Source organism: Bacillus sp. AY2-1 (assembly GCF_008368965.1).
In the GTDB taxonomy this organism is placed as follows: domain Bacteria; phylum Bacillota; class Bacilli; order Bacillales; family Bacillaceae_G; genus Bacillus_A; species Bacillus_A thuringiensis_S.
This window is the reverse complement of sequence record NZ_QPEL01000046.1, coordinates 15,476-40,988: the sequence shown is the minus strand read 5'-3', so window position 1 is coordinate 40,988 and position 25,513 is coordinate 15,476. Positions and strand designations below refer to the sequence as shown.

The following is a 25,513-nucleotide window of genomic DNA, read 5'->3' as shown; positions in this document are numbered from 1 at the left end:
TTTATCATATATTCTTTTTTGAATGTTGCAAGATTCGTTTCCATACTTCTCTTATAGATTATAATTTTTAATATATTTATAATAATAGTAATATACAGGTAGTATTCATTTGTTACTTGTCATCCCTTTTTAAATATCATGTCATGAAAATAAAATCTTTTTTTATACTTTTTCCATCGCCAAGTCTGTTCCAAATAAATTAATATATGGAATGTAAACTCATTTTTATGGAATCCAATATATTCGAAAGGGAACTCGACATCTTTGCTCCCTTTATAATTGTATTAAAATGGCTTCTATATTAATTAGTTGCCACATGCCTCTTTTCCCCATGAAACATGTTATAGAATCCCTTCCTTTCCATATTTTTTAAATTCAATTTTATGAATAAATTATTTACTAATAGAGAAAATTATTTTTGTATTTAAGAATCAAGAAAAGAAACTTAATAATTATCGAAGGAGGGAATTATATATGTCTCAAAGGTTAGATGCTGAAGCAAGAGAAAATGGCATCAGATTTTTAATCTATCCACAAAGTAAAAAATTAGAAGCATTTCGAAATCCTGAGATAGTATATCTTAATGCATTACCAGGTTCGATTGAAGAAGGTCCAAAGGACGAAAGAATGTATGTAATCGATGCCCAAAATAAGAAACATTATTTAGAAGGTGAAGGACCTCCATATACAGCCGCACACTTTCCACCTGCAAAACCCGATGTACAAGGACATTTTGATTACATTAATCCTGAGAGTCGTGAATTTTCGTCAATGAGTGTTTTCGCTACAGTTAGAAGGGTCTTAGATATTTGGGAAGATTATTTTGGTGAAAAAATAAATTGGTTTTTCAAAGAAGATTTTTCTAAGCTAGAAATAATTCCACGTGTTGAATGGAAAAATAATGCTCAAGCTGGATATGGTTTTATAGAATTTGGATATGGAAGTACTACAAATAGAATAGATTATAGTAATCCACTTTGTGAAAACTTTGATGTTGTTGCTCATGAAACTGGGCATATTATTAAGTTTTCTGTAATTGGATTTCCATCTGAGGAGAACAGAGAAACAAAAGAGTATGGAGGACATCATGAAGCATTTGGCGATATAGTAGCAATTATATCTTCAATGCACTTTAATTCAGTAATAGATCATTTATTGAATGAAACAAAAGGAAATTTGTTTTCGGTAAATGAACTATCACGTATGGGGGAATTAAGTCAATCACATGAATTTCGTAAAGCATTTAATGATATAAAAATGTCGGATATTCATGATTCTGAGGAACATGGTTTGTCTGAACCTTTTACTGGCGGAGCCTTTGATATATTGGTAGAGTTTTTCCAAAATAATTTGATTGAAAAAGGACTTATTACCAAAGAACTAGGCGAAAGAGCTTTTAAAACTCACGATAAACATACATCAATTGATGAAAGAGAAAACATACAAAATGAATTTAAACATCTTTATCAAGGAAATGAAGCTGCTTTTAAAGAAGCATTACTTGATGCTCGTGATTCCTTTGGGAAGTTAATAGCTAAAGCTTGGAGCAATACTTCACCAGATTATTTATACTATTGGAAGGTTGTAAAGAATATAATTAATGCTGATGCTGAACTAAATAACAGTAAATACAAACAAACTATTGTTAATTGTTTTAAGTGGCGTGAAATTTCATCTGTTAATCCCAGACTACTTAAAATTGGTATAGTGGATAAATTTGATTCTGAATAAACAAGTAGAGAATTTAATATTAAAATGTTGAAAATACTAATATTTATAAATTCTTGGCTATGAAAAAGTAGTTTATTAACACTAAAGTGATACCTTAGAGGTATCACTTTAGTGTTTACGATATTTTAATAATAATGAAATAGCAAGGATTTATAGTCCGCATAACAATCATGTTTCAAATTTAACAAAATAGCCTTGATTAACGAGAAAGAAACTTTCTTTTAAATTTGTTACATTACGTTTTTTAAAAACATATTTTTCTTTGAATAAAATGTAACCACCTTTATTCATGATTCTTGTCATCTGACCATTTTATAAATTGATCTAAGCTTATTAAACCAATAAATTCATATTCCTTCCCCTCACCTTTTGGTTGCAAGATGATTGTATCTAAAAAACAGAGACCAGAACTGTTATTATCAGGGCATTGTATATGTTTATTAAAAGTGTGATTATGAGCAATAAAAATTCTATTTAAAGCCTTATTAGGGATTGTTTCAAACAATCTAATTAATTTTTCTTTTACTATTTTCTGTTCTTCATTTGGATTATCTATATTTAAATAATTAATGTCAGCTAACTCAGTAATTACTTCTATATTTCTTTCTTCAAAAGCAAGTTTCCCAGTATCTTTTGTTCGACAAAAAGGACTTGTATATACAGGATATTGAATGGGTAAGTTTTTCTTCTTAAAAATCTCCCCTATTTGTATTGCTTGTTCTTTTCCCTTTTTAGTTAGATTGCTCTGTGTTGTGCAATCTTTAAAATCTACTCGTCCTTCTGATTTATTGTCCCTTTCTCCATGTCTTAAATATAGATTATATCCACCATTTTGAATTGCTTTGAATAATGATAAATCCAACACTTCACGATTTCCAAAATTTGTATCGGACATTTTCTTGAACCTTCTCTCTCATTTACTTTTTAATAACCTAAACAAATCTATTATTCCAAATGATTTTATTCATACGTGTACTACAAGTAAATAACTTATAGTTTGTTCAACTCTAGAAGAACACAGAAAATATATACTATACATCATTTCATATTAATTTATTCTGTATAGTATTCAAGATACGATAGTCCAACAATCAAACATAATCTAGATATTAAAGCAGATTTTAAATTAGCAACCACTTTTGTGATTGCATTCTTCAACTGGATTAGTAGCATGTCCTTCATCGTCTGTACACCAAGATTGTGATTGAAATGCTAAGAAAACTGCAACCCATTCGTTTGTATTTTTACAATGTAGAAACATCCCACCATCTTGCCATATGCCATCACTACCTCTATAATCCTCAACATTCCTTTGATTCATATGCACATTATGGATTCCAGGAGGGATTTTTTCTCCATAAGTATAAATATCTACTTCCGGATTATTCTTAGCTTGTGACATATAGTATAATAACTTGTCTAATAAATCATTATCTTCTCCTAAAGCCGTCACAGGGAGTGAAATCATATTACAAGGATCAAGTAAATGCCCTCTAATATAATCCAGTGCTATATTAGAATTCGCATCTCCAATTAATGTAAATCCATATTCTAAATCAGGAAGATGAGTTAGTTGATCTGAATGGAAATCTTGTCCTGCGTATTATAATAACTCTGATGGGCTAATACGCGATAAAGTATTAATAATAACTTGACGTGTTTTTCGATTATCTTTAATTCTAACATGAAGGTACGATGTTGAATCATTATGGTCAGGACTATAGCCTGTCACGTGTCCTTTTAGGACACTATAATTTATTGGCTACATTTTTTATCTCTCCAAATTTTATTTAATCAAATATTAGTTTTAACAAAGTGCTAAATTTAACACTTGGTAAAATCATACAATATAGGATGTAAGTTTCTTTTTCACAAGATTCTCTTCAATCCATACTATAACTTCCCTTTTAAAAAATAATTAACAACTAAAAGGTAAAGCAAATTTCTAAACCCTAAAAAAACTCTCATCTTAATTAAAATCATAACGAGTTAAAGAAACTAGATGTAATTATTAATAACCTTATATATAAGGTTATTAATTCTTTTTTCATACATGAAATATATTACCGATTACTTATAATATAGATGTTCTTAAACTTATTCAAAGGAATAACGTAAAATGAATCAATTAAAAGATACATCTTATATTCATACCAATTAATTTTCTCTTTAGGTTCTAATTGTTGTAGTTCTTAAAAAAACATAGACTTTCTTGTAGAATATACAAGATGAATTTCTCCTTCAGAGTTTTTCGTTGTTTAGTCACTTTAAAAAATCTATATTTAGGGGTGAATTTTTTATGCCTTTAGAGTTCTAATCGCTTTTGGAGTGGAAAGCATGCAAAAAACTCAAATAGATATAGAAAAAACGGTATCAATTATTAAAGCCGTTTTTTCTACGCCCCCTATTCTACATTTTTATTTTTCATTTTATTCGTTCTTTTTCTAACACTTTAAAACTACCTAAGTATAGAAATAGTCGATCAAAAGTGATTAGATAAAGTCCAATAAATACAAACCCTGTTAAAGATATAAGAAGAAATGGTAACAGATTTATTAAGAACCATACAGAAAGAATTCTGTGCGAAAAAAAATTTAATCCTTTGTATATAATAAACAAGATTATTAAAAGGAGAATTATTAATAATATTTGACCTTTTGATATTGATTCATTTGCCCAGTAAATAAACCTTGAGCTGAAAGTACTTATAATAGTTCCACATATAAGTACAACCAATAAAATAGTTATAAATTTTACCAGAAAATTCATTCTAATAGCCTTAAAAGATCGTTTGCTTGCAGTTTCAAGGAGACTTTTATAATAAGAATTAATAACAGGTGATGAAATCCATGAATCAATCTTAAAGAATTGATATCTTTCCTCTTTTAATTCGGTATTTGTAACAAAACTTTTTATATTTACTTTATCCAATTCATATTGACTTATTTTATAGCCGTTAAGCATAAGAGAAAAAGCTTCTACTTCTGAAAAAGAGTCCAAATCTGTTCTGATACCAGATAGGAGGTTTTGAACATCTGTATTGACCCCGAAAATCTCGCAAGGCTGTTCCGGATTACAAAGTTTAGATTCTTCTTTAAGATTATGTCTTTTATCAAAGTAGGAAACCTCCTTTACAGGCAATCCTTTCTTTAAATGTAATAGGGCAACATTATCTGTATGTTCTTTAATTATATTGGACAACTGTTGCTCTCGTAGGTTATCCGATAGTATACTATTTGAACGTTTGATTACATTTGATATCTGTACACTAGGCTCCCTTTCATCTTTTAATTGTCCTGATGCATCACTTATTACAAAATGTGTGCAATTTAATCGTTTATCTAATAATCCTCTAATCCCTTGATTATCATGGACACCACCATCAACTAATTGTAATCGTACCCCCTCATCATAAAGATTACTAATAGCAAGAGGGGCAAAAATTCCAGGCACACAGGCCGAAGCGGCAACGGCTAAACCAAGCTCGAAATCTTCGTGTTTGTATATGTCTTCATATGATGTTATTTTTTTTAATCGGAAATTTTTATCAAATTTTTTTCTAAATTGGTCAATCTTTGTTTCACCCATATCTGAAGCACTAAAACACCAGTTATGGCCATTATTTAAGATTGTTGCATTAATAAGAAGTATTGGTACTTTTGCACTTCTCTTTTCATTATCCTTAAGTGGGTGAAAAGAATTACTCTCGCAGCAGGGTTTGATAATTAGATCCTTCATTTTTATAGGATGTGTGTTATTTGTATCAAGAACTTTTCTGTATAAAAATTTATCATAAAGCTCTCCAATATGATCACTTCTTGAGTAATTAGGAAGAATCATTTTTATATTTTTTACTGGATTAAGAAAGGTTCTTAAACGTAAATTTTTTTGGACTACTTTTAGAAAATCCACTTCAATTTTTGCAATAATTTCCTGATAGTCTTCATCTTTAATTTCAACATCTCTTTTTTCTTCCAGTAGTTTTTTTAAATGAAGATAATAAAGCGAGCCAATAATAGAGCCACCTGAAACCGTAGAAATGAATTCAACAGAACGAAGCAAACCCAAATCAGCCAACCTTGCAAGTACACCAATATGATAGAAAGATGCCCTAAACCCCCCACCAGAAAGTGCAAGTCCTAATTTTTCAATATTTTCCTCTTTCATAACCAAAGTCTCCTTTTTAATTCTTTAAAAATTTGTTATGAATAACTAAAATTTATGTTTTCTTTTTTTTATAGTTTTTATGCTATGAACAATAAATGACTCCATTCTTGTCCGTATCAATCCTTCAAATCACTGCTTGTTATTTTTGATACGTAATTAATAAAGCTCTGTAAGTTTTTCTTACATATTCAACATAACTCTATTTTGAAGTAAATATTTTCAAATCATATAGATTTATTTGAGTCATTTTAAGAGCTTTGAAAATATCGTGTTTGATTCGTTGTTGATAAATACAAAACACTAGGTGGGATTTTATAAAATCTTAAGGAGAATAACATGAAAGAAAATCAATATTTTTGAGTTGTAGAAAATGGTAAGTTTCAATTTAGACAGAACCAATGGAGTAAAATCAAAACTTTACCTGAATTCCCATGCAAGCTGCACAATCTCCAGGGTTCTGTTGCGCGGTTTCTTAGCAACAAACTAGACGAAGAATTTATGACTTACATTCTTAAATTATATAAACCTGAATTAAATAGATTGTCATTGGGAATAATTTCTATTTGTAATGAATTGACCCTATAGGTCCTAGTCTGACCAATTTCTTTTGTCAATACATTAAGGGAATTATTACTGCTGTAAAAGCCGTCTCCAATAGACGGTAATTTAATTAGGGAGGTTAAATCAAATGGCTCTAAATGAACCCACTATTGAGATCTACGACATTCAAGGTAACAGTTTGGCTGGTTTTAACAAAGACTTTCAGGACTTGCTTTTTTTAAAAATTACCCAGTCTGATACTGCTAAAAAATGGATAAGGGACCTGGTACCTCAAATCTCTTCTCTAAATGAAGTGTTACGGTTCAACAATCTGTTCAAGTCACTACGTGTTCGATTGAATGGCGAGGATCCACCTGGGCTAGCCGCAACATGGGTTAATGTGGCCTTTACCTTCGAAGGATTGAAAAAATTGATTCCAGAGGAAGCAGAGCACTTTAAAAAAGATGAAGCATTCTCGCAAGGTATGGCTGCAAGGTCGAAAGTGTTGGGCGATCGATTAGATCACCAAAACTGGGTGATTGGTGGTCCGACAAATCTACCAGATCTCTTGTTAATCGTGGCTAGTGATACAGAAGATCTCCTTAATCAACGTATAAGTAGTATAAAAGAGAGCTTGAAAGTAAATGGTGGTCTGGAATTGATACACGAAGAGAATGGAAGAACACGTATGGACACGAACAAGCCAGGTCATGAGCACTTTGGCTATAAGGACGGCATATCTCAACCAGGGATACGCGGGCTTAAATCGGACAAACAGGAGGACTTCCTCACTGCACGTTTGATTGATCCAAATGATGAGCGTGCGCAGAAATTTTCCAAGCCGGGAGCACCGCTTATATGGCCTGGCCAGTTCGTATTGGGCTATCAGAAACAAAATAAAGAAGATCTTGTTCAACCAGATCCAGATTCGGATACGTTAGCCGGCTTACCGGATTGGGCACGCAACGGCTCTTTTTTGGTATTTCGACGTTTGCAGCAAGATGTAGCAGCCTTTAATAAATTCGTAGAGAATATGGCGGCAGAAGTAGGAATGAACTCTGACCTGCTAGGTGCTAAACTGATTGGCCGTTGGAAAAGCGGTGCGCCTTTGATTAGAGCAAAGGAAGAAGATAATCCGTCTATCGGCAATGATGAGTTTACAAACAACCACTTTTCCTATGTAAATCCCGAACCTGCAATTAAATTGAAACAGGCCGTAGGTAATCAAGAAATTCCGGGTGTAGAAGGAGATTCCGAAGGGAAAACATGCCCATTTGCAGCGCATGTTCGTAAGCTTAATCCACGTGATGTTAGGTCTGCCGAGTTTAACCGAACGAAGATGCTTCTTCGTAGAGGCATTCCTTATGGGAAATCCTTTGAGCTGGCACCAGACGAGGAAAGAGGATTATTATTTATGACCTACCAAGCAAGTATTAAAGAGCAGTTTGAATTCATGCAGCAGGCTTGGGCTAATAATATCGACTTTCCATCAAAAGGGGATGGCGAAGATCCCATTGTGGGGCAAAAAGACAATGATGGTGAAAAACATTCATTCAAATTACCAGAAAAGGATAAGAGCATAAACTTCATGCAGGAGTGGGTAACGATGACAGGAGGCGCGTACTTTTTTCAGCCATCCATCAAAGCCCTTACGGATATATTGACAGTATAATCCATATTATAAAAACAAATAAAAACTCGGAAAGGGTGGAAAATGATGTCTTTGATTGAACAAGTGAGACAAATATGTAATCGACTTGCAGAACATGGCTGGAGAGATTTGTTTCTTCAACATGGTTTAGATATTTCTGCCGCAGACTTAAAACAGGAACTCCTTAAAGATATTCATGCAAAAATCAATCGAAAATTGAAGGGCTTCGAAGATTTTTCTCTTGAAGGAACAAGAGGAATTGAACCGGGGCATCCTGCTCGAAGCCTATTTTATCACTCCTTAGCTTCCCCCAACGTTGTTACCGGTGTGGATGGTTTAGAATTAACTTCTTTTCCCACATTAGGGGAACTTGAAATAGTAGAAAACTATGTTTACGGTATCACTCCCTCTTCTTTATCTGAGATTCGTAGCCGTGTAGGAAGAAATGAGGACTTAGCAATTGTCGTCTTTGCTTCTGAATATCGTCCTGCACCAGAAACGGTTCACCGTAAACACGCGGATTTATGTTTCTCACGTACAGGAGTCGCACGGGTCGGAACAACTGAACCGCTCTATTCTCCTAAAAATCGAGGATTTCTTCCTAATGTCAAGGGTGATGATTTTGCCTTTCGAGTCTTGCCAGCTCGTTATTCGGTGTATATAGCAGTTCAACGCAAAGGAAACGAAGAAGAATTTGGACCAATCTCTAGAAGTGAAGAACAAAGGCAAAGCGACATGGAAAGATTATTTTGGATTCCTCTCCATAAACTTTTCAGCGGAACAGAGTGTATCAGTGAATTAAATTTAAATGTAAGTCTTGAAGCGCAACATGTTAATGAAAAGTTGAGACGTATTCACCTTGAACTTGGTAAAGAAGGAGGTTGGTCTGAGTCAGATATCAGTCAATATCCTTTCATTTTTAAAGAGGGAATTGCACAGTTGTCCGATAGTCCTGAATTTGGAAAAAATGTAATTGTACCAGTTCCGCACCCCTTAATTGAGGAGGCAAAATACAAAGACAAAAGACTCACATTCAAGGTCCCTAAAAACCCTAACCTTTTTTCTTCCAGCCTAGAAATAAGCGCTGTTAATAATGCTCGTCGGGCACCTGAATATGTTCACATTCGTCATAAAGTGGAAAATGGGGAAATTGTTGATCTCAATGAAAATAGTTCTTTAATGAAAGAAATTAAAGAAGGAGGGTATGATGCGGTTCATTATATTGATTACACCGCAGATGGATGGATAGCGGCGATATGCCCGGAATTATCTTCTGTATTTCTTGGTAATCATCCGGCTTACTCGCTGGTAACTGCACCGGACTTTTTCCCTCACTGTGACCAAAGAGAAGTGATGGATTGGTGGAATCAGCTTGTTCCAAAAGCATTAAGAAAAGAAATTTGGCAACAAGGAGGTCCTAACGCATTATCCGATACTCGCAGAGCTGCAAACCTAGAATTGAAAACAGAGATGGTGAGTGGAAGGAATACAATCAAAAAAACCATCTTTAATAGCCAAGATGATACAATGACAGCAATCGTGTCCTTACCTTATAAGATCCCTCCACGAAATACAAAATATGGTAAAGTAGCAGAAACCACTCGGCACTCCCATTTGCCAGATGCTGCGGCTGGATACTTTGCGCCTGGTTGGGATGTAAGCTTTGATCGCACCCAAGAAGGTACAGAATTCCTTGCTGCTTACGGACTTGGTAGTCCCTTTCCCGAAGATAGTAAACTGTGTGCAGCCCTAAGTACTTTTTGGCCAGCTGTTGCTCCTGATGCAGCAAGAACTTTTGGACCGAACGTAGATGGGAGCTTTAGCTTTGCTACAGTGAGCCCTCTGACTGATGAAGAAATTGGGCAAGCGGGAAATCTTCCCTGGGATGGAGTTTCCGGACCTCTACACAAAGAAGGTCAAAAAGTAATTGAATATAATTCGTTTGATTATGTAGATTACGTGAATAGTTCATTACATAAAAAATTTAGTTTGAGCTTAACTAGTCAAATAGATATTAGAGAATATCAAGATAGGCTTTTAATGATGGCACGTGTCTATGCAGCATTGGGGATCACTCATCGTGATAAATCAAATTGGGGCGTCCTGTCGTTTCGAGAAGTTGATCTATCTGATGAAGAATTGCAAACGGCACGGGAAAAAACCCATTCATTGAATTTTGCAGCTGCAACATCTAGGGGTACTGTGTATCGATTTGAAATGTATCTCAAAGGACAAACATTGCCTGTTGAAAATGATTTTCAAAAAGTTCATGTTGAAATTAATGAAAAAGTAATCCTCTTCGTTAACAGTGTACAGATTTTAATTAAACATGAAGACAGTGATTGGATATTACAAGATGTCAATTTCTAATCCGGACGTAACCATTATTGGCAGTGGGCCTGCGGGCGCCGCTGCCGCCATTTTGTGCGCACTTAATGGTTTACGAGTAGTCATTATTGAGGCGGAGCAATTTCCTCGTGATCGCCCTGGGGAAACACTTCACCCTGGAATTGGACCCCTTTTACAGCAATTGGGTGTCACAGAAGAGTTTGATAAAGCAGGATTCCTACGACATGAGGGAAATTGGGTGCAATGGGAGGGAAAGCGCCACTTTGTCCCATTCGGTTCGGACGAGTCTGGGAAATGGCTGGGTTTTCAAGCTTGGGGCGCCGATTTTGACGCAATTCTACTGCATCAAGCTATCTCGTTAGGTGTTGACGTACGTCAACCTTGTCGTGCTTTACGCCCGATTGTAACTCATAACCGTGTTTCAGGAGTAGTAACTTCTGATGGGGAGCTTCAATCTTCATTTCTAATAGATGCGACAGGTAGGCGACAATGGCTAGCGCAGAAATTGAATTTGAAAATCAATACCTACTCTCCTCGCCTTATTGCCCGATTCGGTTATGCTACAGGGGCATGTCCCGCGCGAGATGCATCGCCAGCTATTGTAGCACACGACAATGGATGGTCTTGGACTGCCAGAGTGCGTCCAAATGTGTACCAATGGACGGAATTATCTTTTGACAATGTAGCATTGAAAAGGGATTGGATTCCTGAAGAATTTCAAGGGCTGAAACCTATGGGTAAACCGAATGGCGCTGATGTTACATGGCGAGCAATTAGTCACCCTGGAGGAGCTGGATACTTTTTAGTTGGAGACGCTGCAGCTGTACTAGACCCCGCTTCTTCCCACGGTGTCCTCAAAGCAATCATGTCAGGGATGATGGCGGCACATTCAATTGCGCAAGTCATGAATGCGGGGCAAAAAGAGGACACTATAATTCTTGGATACTGCAAATGGATCCGCAATTGGTTTGAGCATGATGTGGAAAAATTAAAGCAGCTTTACGCCCTTCTTCCAAGTTTTAGGGGATTCTGAATGAGTTTGCTTATCGAACAGATTACTTGCGTAAAAAAGACCATGTAAAATAAAACCCCGATCAAGTCCGGTAACGGAGGATCGGGGTTTTGATTTAATTCTTATCGCCATCGGACTGCATTTATGCTGTTAGACCGAACGGTTGATGAATGAAATCCACTTGATTTTGGATAGACTTGTTTGTCTTCCCGCGTCAAATAGACAACTGTGAAAAAGACTACATAATTTGAAAAAGTTAAAGTTGATAATGGAATCATTAGAGATACATTCCGATTATTGGTAAGTGACTATGGTAGTTCCATGGTGAAGCGATTATAAAGATAAAGAAACTCCTCCAATCTAAGAAGAGTTTCTTCATCTTTATGACATCTTAATAGCTTCATCAACTGCTCTAGAAGCATCAACTAGACCAAACCCTGTTGCAAGATCGGGACCTTGATGAGCAGGATTCTTTTGTTGCGACTGACCTTTTGTTACATCTCTTGCAGTCTTTTTTAATATATCCCGTATTTGGAAATGACTAAGTCGGCTATTCGCCTGTTTTAATAATGCACATACACCAGCTATTTGTGGTGCAGCAGCTGATGTACCACTAAAAGCTGCCCATCCATCATTTGGTGAAGTCTCATCACCATTAGGATGTTTTTGTCCGGAGGCATAAGCGAATTTATCATACCAATCTCCTGGTTCTACTGGAAGCATTATATAATCTGCCATAGGAGGAATGCCAGACAGACCACATATATCAGGAACTAGACGGTCCTTATATGGTGTAAATGTACTTTTATAACCACTCACAAATTCAGTTGCCTCCATAGATCCATTTCTATCAACAAAAACTCCTCCTACAGAAATAACATCTGGGTGCATGCCAGGAAAAGGTTCACCTCCATTACCGCTTGCAAATACAACAATAATACCTTTATGGACTGCATTGGCTATTGCTGCTGCTAATGTTAATTGGGAAGCTGTCAATTGATTTGGTGGAGTAGGTAGCCCCCAGCTACAGGTAATAATATCAGGATTTTGTGCTACTGCTAATTTAAAAGCACCTGTTGTATTAAATTTGTTCATTTTTATCATCGTAAAATCTATACCCGGTGCTAATGAAAATACATTAGCAGCTTCGCCCGTTCCATGACCTCTTTCATCATGAATTGGATCTGTCGTCTCAGGTCCAAGAATAACTGGATTTATATGATATTGTCTTTTAGTGAAAAAGGGATGTCTAAAGAAACCAGTATCAACCATTACAATCTTTATGCCTTTTCCTGTTATTCCTTTTTGGTGTGCTCGCTCTGCTAAAAGAAGCTTAGCTAAATCTTCAGGTGGCTTTAAATGATAGTAATCTTTTTGGGGTGGATTAGGAGCTAATCCACCCGGTGTATTTACTGAAGTATCTTCTAAGGGTGCACTAGCAGGAGAATGTAAAAAAGCTTTTTCGCTAATTGCGATTCCTTCTAAAACATCTGCGAATTCACTATTACTTGTATCAATTAACCCCTGTATGTTTGAGTTTGTTGAATCAAGAATTGTTATTGATGTTTTCCCTGGTATACCCTGTACTTCAAGTTCCTTCATAACAATTTTAGTATGAAAAACATTTTCAAAAATTTTAGGAGAAGCTGCGATTGAAATAGATGTTTGTCCCACATGCAGTACTTGGAATCCATTCGCTTTTAATTTTTCTACAGATTTATGAATCATATTGTCTTTAGAGTAAAACTGCTCAACTGTTTTACTTGTAATACTTGTAGTTGTAGTAAATATCGATTCACCACCAATGGAATGAACAGAAGCTTCTGCATACAAAATAGGTGGTAAATCTGAGTTATCATTAATTTTCATAATAAACTACCTCTTTCTGTTTGTAGAAATAAAATATTATAATGTTTTTTAAATTAACAGGTACAGTATTATAAGTAAATCCGCCTTAAGGTATGTTTCAGAATCTATGTTATCATTATAGTGGCACATCATATTTACTTCCTGAGAAAACTTGATTTTGTACTACAACATCTAATTTTCAGTTCATTCACATTTATTCATTACCCAATCTGTTTTTGAAAAATCTCTCGTTATTATCCATCCTTTGTTATTTAATAATTCTTTTAGCTCGTCATGATATTGATCAGCTTTGTCTTTTTCTTCATCTTTAAATTTCTCCAAAGAAATCTCTAAAATCGGTTCCTTACATTCAGGCATTGACCAAATTTCTATAAATATTTCTCTTTCTTTAAAATTGCCAGTATATTTTTGCGAATAAACAGGACCATAATTAATTGTTTGTTCAATTAACCCCTTTCCCCATTTAAGAAATATTTCTGGACCATTCTTTAAAAATAATTCTTGTAATATTTCTACAGAAGAAGCTTCTGAGTTAGGTAATTGAAATTCTTCTGGCTTATATACAATATTTAATACTTGTTCAGTGTATCCCCAATCGATTTCAACTTGAAACTCTTGCTCATCTGTACCAAATCCAGCTTTTTTTGCAATTTCTACTTCAGCTTCTATATTATTATTGAGAATTTTATACCTCTTTTTATATGTCAATTCATATGTACTATTTGCTCTTTTTATCCGATTTCGTAATATCCATCCATTTTTATACAGCTCTCTTTTGTTTGTATCAATAAATTGAATAGTTTTTTCATCAATATCTTTTATGTCTATACTAAACTCGTCTATTATTTCCGGTTTCAATTTATATTTTTCATTTAATACTCGATGAATATCGAGAAAAAATTTGATTTCGTACTTTTTTTTCTTTAACATATTATCATTCACCTTATCTAATCATAATAAAATAGCATTATTTTCATTTTAAAGAATTCTAATACAGTAGATGCTATTAAACATTACCTTTTAAATCTAATAATCCATGACCTTCCCCATATTTACTATAACCAATTGATTTAGTGTGTTTTATTAACTCCGTAAATAACTCAGGCTCAGTAAGCTTTTTATTAAATTTCTTCTCATGATGTTTTAAGAGTAGTGCTGCTGCTCCTGCAACATGCGGTGTTGCCATAGAAGTTCCTCTTAATACAGCGTATCCTTTATCATTTGTATAAGTAGATAAAATTTCTTCTCCTGGTGCTACTAAATCAACTTCATCATTAGTGTTAGTAAATTGAGATAGTTTTTTGTACATATTCACTGCCCCTACGCATACTACCTCAGGATAATAAGCTGGATACCCCACTTCTTTTGTATGTTCATTACCATCCCCTTTATTACCGGCTGCACATATAACTAAAATATCATTTAGAACGGCTTTTTTTATACATTTGTGTAGTTCTAAATCCTCTTCTTTACCACTTAAAGACATCGAGATAATTCGGACACGCTCTTGATTTGGGCCTCTCCATTTAATACACTCATTAATCGCCTTAATAATATTTGGATAATCCGCTCTAAATTTTGAATCTCCTGGCCCCACCTCTTCTACACGCTTCAATACTTTACATATTAATAGCTTTGCCTCTGGTGCTACTCCAACCACACCACTCCCGTTAATAGTAGCTGCAATTGTCCCAGCTACATGAGTACCATGTCCTAAAATATCAGCTACGTTTTTCAAATTTTTTATATCTGTTAAATCTTGGTGAGTATCACTTGTAAAATCTGCTCCTCCTATAATTCTTTCTTTTAAGTCAGGATGGTTTATATCACAACCACTATCAAGAACTGCTATAACAATACCTCTTCCCCTATCACTCTCTTCCCAAAATTCTGGTGCTCCTATCATCTTCACACCAAATGGTATTTCGTAAGTATTTTTAACCATTGACTGAACTTCAAATGGAATTAAGCTCATTTGCTTCATAATTAACCTCCTTTTAAAATTAATAACCTCTACGCTATTTAGAAAAACTCATAAAAAATTTCTATTTTATTATAAAAAGACCTTATATAACAATGATTAGATAATAAGCAAACAGGTTTCATTCTTTTATAGATTCCCTAACTTCAAGAAATTTTATACGAGAAAGATCTAGTTGAATCAATTAAACATATACAAATCCCTTAAAATTTATTGTATAAAATAAGGGTTCCCTTTAACTTAAATTTTAAAGATACAAGTTATACTATATGTTAAAATTCTATGATTGGAGTTAGTATTCAAGGATTACACTTACTGGCCTGTGATCGCTTGGTCGATTCTCTCGGAAAATACCATGATTTACGGTATGATTATCATACTCGACATGGTGAATAGCGCCAGAATTAGGCACCCTTCTAAGTCCACTAGTAACTGAAAGACCAGGGGAAAGTAAGATATGATCTAGAAGTATATGCTTATTATCTTCACCTGTAACGAAATCATCAAAAACAGCACTATAGCGGTTTGAATTTTTCACATCGTGTTGAGCATGGTGAAACATCATCTCAGGTTCAAATGCAGATCCTACTAATACATCAACAGTATTATGTGATAAATAGTTCTTTTCAAAATAATCCATACCTGGTCCATCATTTAGGTCTCCAAGAATAATTATTTTTTCTGCTAAATTAGATAGCAAAACTTTATTTATATAATCTCTAACTCTCATTGACTCTGCGGAATTTCGCCTCCGATTTTTAAGAGCTGCTTTAACATATTCTTGTCGAGTTGCCAGATTACCCCACAAATCTTTTCCTTTATTTACAAAATTAGACTTTGTGTGAAGTACTATAATTTGTAAAAAATCCTCTCCAATTTGAGCATCTATAACGAGCGGTAAACGAGTAAACTGGTATGGTTCCAAATGTTCATCACCATCAACATCTGCCATCCATTCTTCAATTAAGTTTGAAATATTAGTACTAGGTGTAAGTTTTAAAGAATCAACAGCATTTGGTTTATAAAGTATTGCCGTTTTTTGTTGCTGTCCTGAATCGTTAAGGATAAACTTGTAAATTGGCGTTCCATGCTCAGAGAGGTATTCTTGTATAAAGAGGGCCAATTCTTCAGGACGACTAGGCCCTTCCTGTATAGCTAGAATATCTGGATCAATTTCCTTTATAGTATCTGCTGCACGCCTAGCGGTTTCTTTGGTATTACTTGTATGTCCTTCTCTAGTAAAGTTTTCTCTAAAGGCAACAATATCTCCATCATTTGTGAACCAATCATTCATCCATTCAATATTAAAACTAACAACTTTAATTATGGGCATTTTTAAGTCTCCTTTTTAATTTGAATATCAATTATTGTTTAACTTTTTTATTCATACTTTATACCTTTCCCTTTCATATACGTATAATTTCAAGGTATAAAAGAGCTTTGGGTATGAAATTAAGAATTGATGATATACAAGACTCAGCAAAAGGTGAATATTATTAAAGCCTTGTTCCAAAACCTACTACAAAAACTCTAACAATTATTTTTTTAAGCCTGCTTAACTTAGAGTGATTAACATCCATAATATTTATATATATATTCATTAAATAGAACTGATATTAAATAAAAAATTTATTCACAATCAGTTAGATAATTACAACCTTAAACATGTTTAGTAAAATGACCTGTTTCAATATCTGTATACCATAATCGAGATTGAAATAATAAAAATACAGCTTTCCTTTTAAACTCCATACTTTTCTAATGACATATATTAAGCAAGTCTTTTTAGAATTATTCAATCGCTATTATTAGTCATTGTTATTTTAAATACACTAGAAATAACTTGCTAAACAAACGAAGAAATAGTCCCAATGTTTTAAATTCACCCTTAAAAAGATAATGTATAAAGAAATTGTACAAACACAAATAATAAGTTTGTTTTTAAGAAAAAATAAAAAGGAGAATAGTTAGATGCAAAAATTTAATACAATATTAAGCAAGTCCAATTTAATATTTATGATTTTACTTATAGCCCTATCTGGGTGCGGTGCGAATGAAACAAAGCAATCTGAACTTAAAAAAGAAAATATGAGTAATAATAATCATAAAGTAAGAAATGTCCCATTATCTTATGAAAATGAGGGGAACACAAATAATAATTCCCGTCTCAATGCAACAGCACATGACTACTATGAAAGTATAACGACTCAATCAGGGAAAGAACTAAAAGCTTCTTTACATGAAATAATAAAAAAACAGAATGTTTTAACATATGATGATACTCGAAGCGCTTTAAAAGAAATCGATCAAGACCCGAACAATCCAGAGAATGTTTTACTGTTTTATAAAGGTGGTTCCATGAACAAAAATAGTTTTTGTGGTAATGAACCTTGTTGGAATCGCGAACATGTTTGGGCCCAATCCCATTTTGACGATAATAGAACAATTAGAACAGACTTACACAATATAAGACCAGAAGATAAATGGGTAAATGCTAGAAGAGGTAATTTAGATTTTGATTGGGATGATGGTCATGTGAATAATCCAAACGCATCTTGTAAGGGGACAGATTTAGGAGCAGCGCAAAAAGCACCTGATACTTGCGTTGACGGGGATTCGTGGGAACCACGAGATGAGATTAAGGGAGATATTGCAAGAACGCTGTTTTATATGGATGTTCGTTATGAAGGGGAAGGTGGACCCGATTTAAAATTAGTAAATGATGTAGACACAGATAATCCAAATCACGGGAAACTATCAACTCTACTACAATGGCACCAACAAGATCCAGTTGATGATATGGAAAGAAAAAGAAATAATATGGTTTTTGAAAAATTCCAACACAATCGTAATCCTTTTATCGATCATCCAGAATATGTAGAAAGAATTTGGGACTAATTAAATGTGATTCCAATCAAATAACGTAAAAGCAAGGGAAAAGTTTTATTCCCTTGCTTTTGTATTTGACTTAAACTCGATGTAATTGTGGAATTAATAAAAATTAGCTTATACCCTAATTAAGCATACAAAAAATGGATTACTAATGGATGTTCCTTGTCATTATACATTTGAAATATTCGTATCAAATTTATCTAATGTTTTAGGATTTACTTTTTCCCCATCTATTGTCATCTTTATTTTTTGTTTTGGATTTGCTGTTACTACCCAAGCATTCGGTAAATAACGATCTTCATGTGATAATGTAGAAGGTGAATTTATAACCTTTCCTCCTAAATATAGAGTAGCAGAAGAACCACCATCCATAGCCATTGCATTTACTGCTCCTTTTTCATATAGAATATCTTGACACTCTTTTAGCGTGGCCCCTATGCTATGTGTTTGCCTACCGTCTATTACCAGAAACATTATTGTGCCATCTTCTTTTTGAGCCATAATACTTCGTGGAGCAGAACCCCAACCACCGTCTCCTTCTGTAATCATTTTTTCTCCATTCACAATTAGCTGTGGCATAAATCCAGCTGCGGAAACGATTTTTTTATCCAGGAGTTGTTGTGTAGAATAATTTCCTGTTATCATTTGTCCAAACTGTGTTAAACCTGTAATAATTGTAGGGGTATGTCTATCCATATTTGTATCAATAGCTTTCCCGTTTTCTATCACAATTCCAGTAGCAACATTTCCTCCACCCCTTCCTGTTTCATCAGCAAATCCACTTGCATTCACAGCAACAAATGCATCACTACGTTTTGCCATTACACTAATTTTTTCTCCCCTGTTAGCGCCCTGTGTTCCTTGGTGGCTAACAAGTTTAACATTGAAAGGATTACTAATAGTGACTAACTTTCCTTCGAATAGAAAGCGACTATCTTTATTACTTTTAATTGTTTCTACATCAATTTCTAATGGCTGACTTTTTAATTCTTCTAATCTTTTTCCTACTATTTTTTTATAAATATGCTCATCACTGTTTGACCATTTCGGATGATTAATTCTATCTTGCAGTTTATCTAGTTCCTTTTGGGATAGGAGTGTATATTTTGCATATTGTGGATGCTGAGAAGTTAGTATACTCCCAGCGATTGTTATACGAAGCTCTCGTCCATAGCTAGTACCAAATAATATTCCTATGCCAATAAGCATGAAAATAGACAATAGGAGCAAAATTCGTTTGAAGATTCTTCTTAGATGTTTCATAGTTTTATCCTCCAGCATTAATTACATTTAATAAATCTATTAAAATATTATTTATCTAAAGACATACTTGTTTGATTTCCTCCATCCTGAATTCTCCACTATAATTTAGCAATCAAGGCAAAATACTCATTCCACACTTCGCTTTTATTTCAGTGTATATTTACAAATTTAATAACGTTTTTGCAACCATGAAATAAATTACTAATCCTGTTCCGTCAACAAATGTTGTAATAAATGGACCTGAAACAACTGCAGGATCTAGTTTGAATTTTCTCAGAACCAAAGGTATAATAGCTGCGACTAAAGAGGACCAAATAACAATAAATAACAAAGTAATTGCTACAACTTGTGCAACTTCTGTTCCAACACCTAACATATAAGCACGAGTGAGTCCAGCTACCGCAAGTGCAAGTCCAAGAAGCATACCAATTGCAAATTCCTTTTTCATTACACGGAAAATGTCTTTAAATTTCACCTCTCCAATACCAATTGCACGAGTAATTGTTGCTACAACCTGTGTTCCTGTATTCCCTCCAGTACCTACTAATAATGGAACAAAGAAAGCAAGGGCAACTACAGTTTCAATTTCGTTTTCAAAATACTTTAATACTGTACCTGTATATGCCTCAGCAACAAAAAGAAGTAATAACCATGGTAGACGTTTTAAGAAAATGCTCCAAATGCTAGCTTCAAAGTAAGATTGATTTAATGGTTCACTTCCGCCTAACTTTTGAATATCTTCTGTAGCTTCTGCTTCCATAACATTCATTACGTCATCAAATGTTATAATACCAATCATTTTATTATTTGCTGTTGTGACAGGTATTGCTGCTAAATTATAATTCAGTAGCTTTTTTACAACTTCTTGCTGATCAATTTCAGCTTGTACTGAAATTACCTCTTGAATCATGATAGTAGATAATATCTCTTCATCTGGTGCTAGTAATAACTCATGTATGGAAACGATTCCCTTAAGATAACCGTGATTATCAAGAACATAACTATAAGATATTGATTCTACATTTTTAGAATGTTCCCTAATGTACTTCAATGTCATTTTTACTGACCAATTTCCTCTAACTGCAACAAAATCACTTGTTACAAGACTTCCCGCCGTTTCAGGTTTGAAAGTCATCAATTTTTTCACGTTATGTTTTGTAATTTTATCTAGATACGCCATTAATTTAGCCTGTTTTTCTGGATGAACCCCTAGAAGTAAATCTACTAATTCATCAATCGGTTGTAAATTTAGCAACTTTTTGGCTTTATTTTCAGATAAGTGAATTAAGATATTATATTTTTCTTCTGCACTCATATATTGAAGAATTTTAGAGCTTTTTAATACAGGTATTGTATTTAGCAATATGACTTGATCTTCAATTGAAAACTGTTTTACTTCTTGTGCAATATCATACGATGGATGACGTAAAACTTTCTCTGCATCCAAGTTATTTTTGGTTATAAGTAATTCCTTTAATAATTTCTTCATGTTAACTCCTCCTCATATTGCTAAGGGAGACTCTAGAGTTTCATGAGTGGTTTTGTTTTATTTTATCTGTCTTAAATTTTTTATTAAAGCAATAATAGTTACATTGCAATCAATTCATTAGTTAGAATTACCTCCTTTTTGAATATAGACAAGATAAAAATAAATAACATTAAACAGAAAAACCTTTACTCAAAAAGGAGTAAAGGTTTTTCACAATACAAATAAATGATTATTAAGACAGCTCTGCCAAAATCACAGAGGTGCCTTTCTATCAAATCGTATACCACTCCCTCGTTGAGTTTTAGCACTGTATAGCATAGGTTTTTATAACCAGCTACATTAAGAAGGGCCTTAATCCGACCGTTCCTGTTGACCCATTGGCGTCTCTCGACATTTTTGGGCAGCAGCGTTTCTCTATACAGGAGCCTCACCTAACAAAGTTTATTGAATTACTTCAAAATTTAAACCAGAATTTAATATTTGTCAACTGACTTTCAATTCCATTCATAAAAAAATCTTTTATAGAAAATGAAATTATATTTTATTATAAATTTAAAATTCCCCTTAAAAAACATAGAATTCAAATAGATTTAATTCGAAGAAACGTAATAAAGCATATGAAACTTATTGTTTTTAATCAAATTCCAACTTTATAACAAAAGATGAATAATTAGTCATTCTGTATATCGAAAGAACATTCATAAAAAAATCTTCTTTTATGATTAAAATCTTCTTTACTGTTTATCAAATTTATATCGTTAAACTACTTAATCAAACGATACACTACAAGTCAAAAATATGTACTTATACGGAATGATTACATACATTTTTTCATATCATTTCTCAAAGGACTATAAAGCAATAAAACAAATAAAATTAGCAATATGGTTGCTTGACAAGCAAAAAAAATATATTTATGCTTGGCTTGCTACACGAAACAAACACATAAAATTTATATTGCTTAACCTGTTAGGTGAGGCTCCTATGCAAACACAGGCTATTGCCCAAAAATGTCGAAAGACGCCAATGGGTAGAACAGGAATTGTCGGATTAAGGCTCTTCTTAAGATAGCTAAGTAATGAATTTTCATTACTTTACGTTGTATAGTGCCAAAGCTCTACTAGGGGGAAAAAAGCCTTATTTAGTCATGCCATTTTGAATCCCTCTAGTTACATACTAGGGGGATTTTTGCGTGAAAAAACAGGGAGTAAGCGATAGAATCTTCCGAAACAAAAGTCATATTTAGTAATTGACGAGAACAAGGTTCTATTCATTAGCAAATGTAATATTATGTTTTGTTTTAAATCAGGAGGATATTAAAATGAAAAAAATATTAAAAATCGATTATCTATTGCTCCTTCCTCTATTCATAACATGTACTTTAGGTATTATCATGATGTATAGTGCAAGCTCCATTGTCGCTGTCCAACATTACGATTATAACAGTAGACATTTTGTTGATTCTCAATTAACAAAGCTACTTTTAGGAACAATAGGGTTAATAGTTTGTGCTTTACTCCCATATGAAATATGGAAAAAACGAATAGTCTCAATCTGTATTATGGTTGGGGGGATTTTTTTATTAATTATGGTTTTATGGAAAGGAAAAGTGGTAAATAATGCTCAATCATGGATCTTTGGAATACAGCCAGCTGAATTTCTTAAATTAGGAACAATACTTGTAACAGCCCGTTTTTTTGCATTACGACAAGAACAAGCTAAAAATAACTGGAGTGGTATCGGAAAACTTTTATTTTTTTTAACTACAATTTTTTTTCTTATCTTTAAACAACCAAATTTAGGATCAGCACTTTTAATATTAGGTATAGGTTTTAGCATATTTCTTTGCTCAGGAATAAATATAAATCTACTAATCAAAAGAACTGCCATCGGTTCTATTTTGTGGTTACCTATTTTATATTTTTTAATTCAATATAGTTTGTCAGAAGTTCAAAAGACACGTATTACTACAATTTTCAATCCCTTTGTTGATGCACAAGGAAATGGATACCAGCTTATAAATTCTTTTATTGCCATTGGCTCTGGAGGAATCACTGGTCATGGATTTGGAAATAGCATACAAAAAACAGGTTATCTTCCGGAACCACATACTGATTTTATAATGGCAATAGTTTCTGAAGAACTAGGATTTATTGGTGTATTTATTATATTGGCTGGAGTCTTGACTATAGTACTTCGCTCCTTAAAAATTGCACAATTATGTGTAGATCCATTCGGCAGTTTTATAGCAATTGGTATAGGATGTATGATCGGTATGCAATCTGTAGTAAATTTAGGTGGTATTACAGGACTATTTCCTCTCACAGGTACCCCATTTCCATTTGTAAGTTTTGGTGGAAGTTCTTTAATGGTCAATTTAATAGCAATGGGAATATTAATTAATATTTCAATTTTAAATAAAATCAATTTCTATAATAATAATATATAATTTTTATATATTAATTTAAAAATTTTTAAAATTTGACCTCATTAATTAATCTATATTTAAAGAATTTCTAATTATTTTTTAACTGTATAAATATTAATATTTATATTCATTTTAATACCTAAAAAGGCAGGCATAAATTTATGCTTGCCTTCCGTTCTCAAAATTAATTACACCTAAAACAACGTGGGATAAAGCAAATCTAAATACTGTCTTCTACGCCCTATTTTTTACTTTTCTAAAAAAATTCCTGCTATTTCATTAGCATATTTTTTAGATTCAAATCCATCATAGTTACTTAGTACTACAACAGACAAATATTCTTTTAGAAACCGCATGAAGTGTGAACGATAACCTGCCCAGCTACCTGAATGTTCGAAGTATCGATAGTTAAAACCTTCTGCAAGCCTTAGCCCAAAAGCATAATCTACATTATCAATAATCGTCTCCCCAGTTGGAGAAATTTCCGGACCTATTTCGCTCATTTTTTTAACAAATTCTTTTCCACCAACGGTACCTATATTTAAATTCTCTCCCCACTTTACTAAGTCTTCAACTGTTGAATGAACTGCCCCATCTCCTGTATGTTCCCAAGGGCTTTCATAGATTTTATATGCTTCTTTTTCATTCTTCGAATATGCACTAGTAATTGGTATAGTAGTTGGGTGGTAATCTAAAATTGTTGTGTCTCTCATATTTAAAGGGGCAAACATACGATCCTTTGTAAACTGACGTAGAGACTTGCCGCTTACCTTCTCTACCACTTGTGACAATAAAAAATATCCTGTATTAATGCCGTACCGATTAATAAATTAAATTATAAAAATAATTTATTATACCTCCATGTACCCTAGCTGATATAATGTATAAGGAAATTATTGGTTAATTAAAGATACATATATTAGGAGGTACATAAGCCATGTTAGAGGTAATTACGGCATTTTTCTTACTAATTCTCCATTCCATTATTTATCTCTTTTCAAGTGGAGAAACGAAGCAAATAGCAAAAAAACATATAAAAGAAATTCTTAATAGTCCGGATGGAGTAATAATATTAATCGTTGCTGCGGCACTTTTAATCGGGGGATATATTTATATTTTTATGGTTTCAGTTTATGACTATAAACTAAAATTATATCCAAGTATATGAAACAATGATTCACCTAGGTAGTATGCATATTATGGTGGAGAATGGGACACAGGTGGTCTTTTTGGAGAAGCCAAATATGTTTATAATAAAACTGATGAATTAGATAATAAATAGTATATAAAGGCCTTATCTTTTCTATAGGAAGATAAGGCTTTTTTATGCATAAAGAAAAGACAACCAAAGTTGCCTTCCTCCGACTTGAACCACTTTAATTTTAATAATATGTATTGGACGCCAATCCAAATAGTATTTTAATACGTTAAGTTGTTTTGTTACTTGCTACACATATTTACTTTTTCTTGATACTTAATAACATGCTCTTTTGTTGCTGGATTCTGTTCGCCATTCTTTAATTGTTCAAGAACATTTTTCGCTTCATCACAACTCATTTTTTCTCGTTCTTTATCCTCAAATGATTGAGCTCTCCTTTTTGCATAATCTAAACTTTCTTCTTCCTCACGTGCTTCTTTCTCTGTTTTCTTTTGATTTACTTCTCTTTGTTTTTTCACTTGTACTTCTTGCTGTTTCTCGGCTTGTTTTTGCTTTTGACGTTGTTGTTCTTTGTTCGCTTTTTCCTTCAGCTTGACGTTGTGCTTCGGCCTCTTGACGTTGCTGCTCTTCTTGCTTTGCTTTTTCTTCTTCAGCCTGTCGTTGCGCCTCAGCTTCTTGACGTGGCTGCTCTTCTTGTTTAGCCTTTTCTTCAGCTTTCTGATCCTTAACAGCTTCTTTTTTTGCTTTTTCTTCAGCTTTAGAGTCATTAGAAGTACTTGCTGCTTTGTTAGTTGAGCATGCTGCTAATCCCATAATTAAAACGCAACTTGTGAGTGCAATTAATAGTTTATTGTTCATAATATGTGTCCCCCAGTATCTAAAATATAAGATTGCCTGAATTATAATAACAAACTATTAATCTTTATATTGTTATATTATGTCGAAAGGAAATAAAAAAGAGAGTACCAGTCTCTCCTTTTTA

General features: G+C 33.5%; 15 protein-coding genes, 3 pseudogenes and 2 riboswitches. Of the genes and pseudogenes, 7 read left to right on the top strand and 11 right to left on the bottom strand.

Features of this window, described 5'->3' with window-relative positions:
• The first annotated feature begins 474 nt into the window (after positions 1–474).
• Positions 475–1,731 (top strand): gluzincin family metallopeptidase, encoded by a 1,257-nt coding sequence (locus tag DN403_RS12325; RefSeq protein ID WP_149185511.1) that lies wholly within the window; start codon positions 475–477, stop codon positions 1,729–1,731.
• 283 nt (positions 1,732–2,014) lie between these two features.
• On the opposite strand, the gene DN403_RS12320 is transcribed toward DN403_RS12325, so the two are convergent.
• From DN403_RS12320 to DN403_RS12310, 3 genes and pseudogenes are all read right to left on the bottom strand, one after another.
• Positions 2,015–2,626, bottom strand: coding sequence for a histidine phosphatase family protein (locus DN403_RS12320; protein WP_149185510.1), 612 nt, complete (start codon positions 2,624–2,626; stop codon positions 2,015–2,017).
• A gap of 231 nt (positions 2,627–2,857) precedes the next feature.
• A pseudogene (locus DN403_RS31735) lies at positions 2,858–3,268 on the bottom strand (DUF2278 family protein); the annotation flags it as partial.
• Positions 3,269–4,155: 887 nt separating this feature from the next.
• Positions 4,156–5,898 carry a patatin-like phospholipase family protein gene (locus DN403_RS12310; protein WP_098472277.1) on the bottom strand — a complete coding sequence of 581 codons (1,743 nt, stop codon included), beginning with the start codon at positions 5,896–5,898 and terminating at the stop codon, positions 4,156–4,158.
• A 688-nt stretch (positions 5,899–6,586) separates the two neighbouring features.
• On the opposite strand from DN403_RS12310, the gene DN403_RS12305 reads away from it, so the two are divergent.
• From DN403_RS12305 to DN403_RS12295, 3 genes are read left to right on the top strand one after another with little or no spacing between them, the layout of a single operon-like run.
• Positions 6,587–8,110, top strand: coding sequence for a Dyp-type peroxidase (locus DN403_RS12305; RefSeq protein WP_149185509.1), 1,524 nt, complete (start codon positions 6,587–6,589; stop codon positions 8,108–8,110).
• Between the two features lie 45 nt (positions 8,111–8,155).
• Positions 8,156–10,459, top strand: a complete 2,304-nt coding sequence (locus tag DN403_RS12300; protein ID WP_098472279.1) for a hypothetical protein — start codon at positions 8,156–8,158, stop codon at positions 10,457–10,459.
• Positions 10,419–11,471 carry an NAD(P)/FAD-dependent oxidoreductase gene (locus DN403_RS12295; RefSeq protein ID WP_242469799.1) on the top strand — a complete coding sequence of 351 codons (1,053 nt, stop codon included), beginning with the start codon at positions 10,419–10,421 and terminating at the stop codon, positions 11,469–11,471. Before DN403_RS12300 ends, DN403_RS12295 begins: the two co-directional genes overlap by 41 nt.
• A gap of 360 nt (positions 11,472–11,831) precedes the next feature.
• Here the strand turns inward: DN403_RS12295 and DN403_RS12290 are convergent, their stop codons facing one another.
• The 4 genes from DN403_RS12290 to DN403_RS12275 form a co-directional block, all read right to left on the bottom strand.
• Positions 11,832–13,319 carry a S8 family serine peptidase gene (locus tag DN403_RS12290; protein ID WP_149185508.1) on the bottom strand — a complete coding sequence of 496 codons (1,488 nt, stop codon included), beginning with the start codon at positions 13,317–13,319 and terminating at the stop codon, positions 11,832–11,834.
• Positions 13,320–13,502: 183 nt separating this feature from the next.
• Positions 13,503–14,249 (bottom strand): hypothetical protein, encoded by a 747-nt coding sequence (locus DN403_RS12285; RefSeq protein ID WP_149185507.1) that lies wholly within the window; start codon positions 14,247–14,249, stop codon positions 13,503–13,505.
• Positions 14,250–14,325: 76 nt separating this feature from the next.
• The gene (locus DN403_RS12280; RefSeq protein ID WP_063538632.1) at positions 14,326–15,303 is read right to left on the bottom strand and encodes a S8 family peptidase; all 978 of its coding nucleotides are present in this window, start codon (positions 15,301–15,303) and stop codon (positions 14,326–14,328) included.
• Between the two features lie 289 nt (positions 15,304–15,592).
• Positions 15,593–16,633: an endonuclease/exonuclease/phosphatase family protein gene (locus DN403_RS12275; RefSeq protein WP_149185506.1), complete on the bottom strand. Its 1,041-nt coding sequence runs from the start codon at positions 16,631–16,633 to the stop codon at positions 15,593–15,595.
• A gap of 638 nt (positions 16,634–17,271) precedes the next feature.
• Between DN403_RS12275 and DN403_RS12270 the strand changes: the two genes are divergently transcribed.
• The gene (locus tag DN403_RS12270) at positions 17,272–18,198 is read left to right on the top strand and encodes an endonuclease (RefSeq protein WP_098437674.1); all 927 of its coding nucleotides are present in this window, start codon (positions 17,272–17,274) and stop codon (positions 18,196–18,198) included.
• A 162-nt stretch (positions 18,199–18,360) separates the two neighbouring features.
• Here the strand turns inward: DN403_RS12270 and DN403_RS12265 are convergent, their stop codons facing one another.
• Both DN403_RS12265 and mgtE read right to left on the bottom strand, forming a co-directional pair.
• On the bottom strand, positions 18,361–19,455 hold the full coding sequence (locus DN403_RS12265) for a phosphodiester glycosidase family protein (RefSeq protein WP_149185505.1): 1,095 nt from the start codon (positions 19,453–19,455) through the stop codon (positions 18,361–18,363).
• Between the two features lie 160 nt (positions 19,456–19,615).
• A complete protein-coding gene (mgtE, locus tag DN403_RS12260) occupies positions 19,616–20,944 on the bottom strand; it encodes a magnesium transporter (protein ID WP_149185504.1) in 1,329 nt (442 codons plus the stop codon).
• A gap of 280 nt (positions 20,945–21,224) precedes the next feature.
• A riboswitch (M-box (ykoK) riboswitch) is annotated at positions 21,225–21,390 on the bottom strand.
• 512 nt (positions 21,391–21,902) lie between these two features.
• Positions 21,903–22,079, top strand: a riboswitch (M-box (ykoK) riboswitch).
• A gap of 186 nt (positions 22,080–22,265) precedes the next feature.
• Here mgtE and DN403_RS12250 point away from each other — a divergent pair.
• A complete protein-coding gene (locus DN403_RS12250) occupies positions 22,266–23,393 on the top strand; it encodes an FtsW/RodA/SpoVE family cell cycle protein (RefSeq protein ID WP_149185503.1) in 1,128 nt (375 codons plus the stop codon).
• 227 nt (positions 23,394–23,620) lie between these two features.
• On the opposite strand, the pseudogene DN403_RS12245 reads toward DN403_RS12250, so the two are convergent.
• A pseudogene (locus DN403_RS12245) lies at positions 23,621–24,181 on the bottom strand (serine hydrolase domain-containing protein); the annotation flags it as partial.
• A gap of 128 nt (positions 24,182–24,309) precedes the next feature.
• On the opposite strand from DN403_RS12245, the gene DN403_RS12240 reads away from it, so the two are divergent.
• The gene (locus tag DN403_RS12240) at positions 24,310–24,540 is read left to right on the top strand and encodes a hypothetical protein (RefSeq protein ID WP_149185502.1); all 231 of its coding nucleotides are present in this window, start codon (positions 24,310–24,312) and stop codon (positions 24,538–24,540) included.
• A 272-nt stretch (positions 24,541–24,812) separates the two neighbouring features.
• Here the strand turns inward: DN403_RS12240 and DN403_RS12235 are convergent.
• A pseudogene (locus DN403_RS12235) lies at positions 24,813–25,389 on the bottom strand (hypothetical protein).
• Positions 25,390–25,513 lie beyond the last annotated feature (124 nt).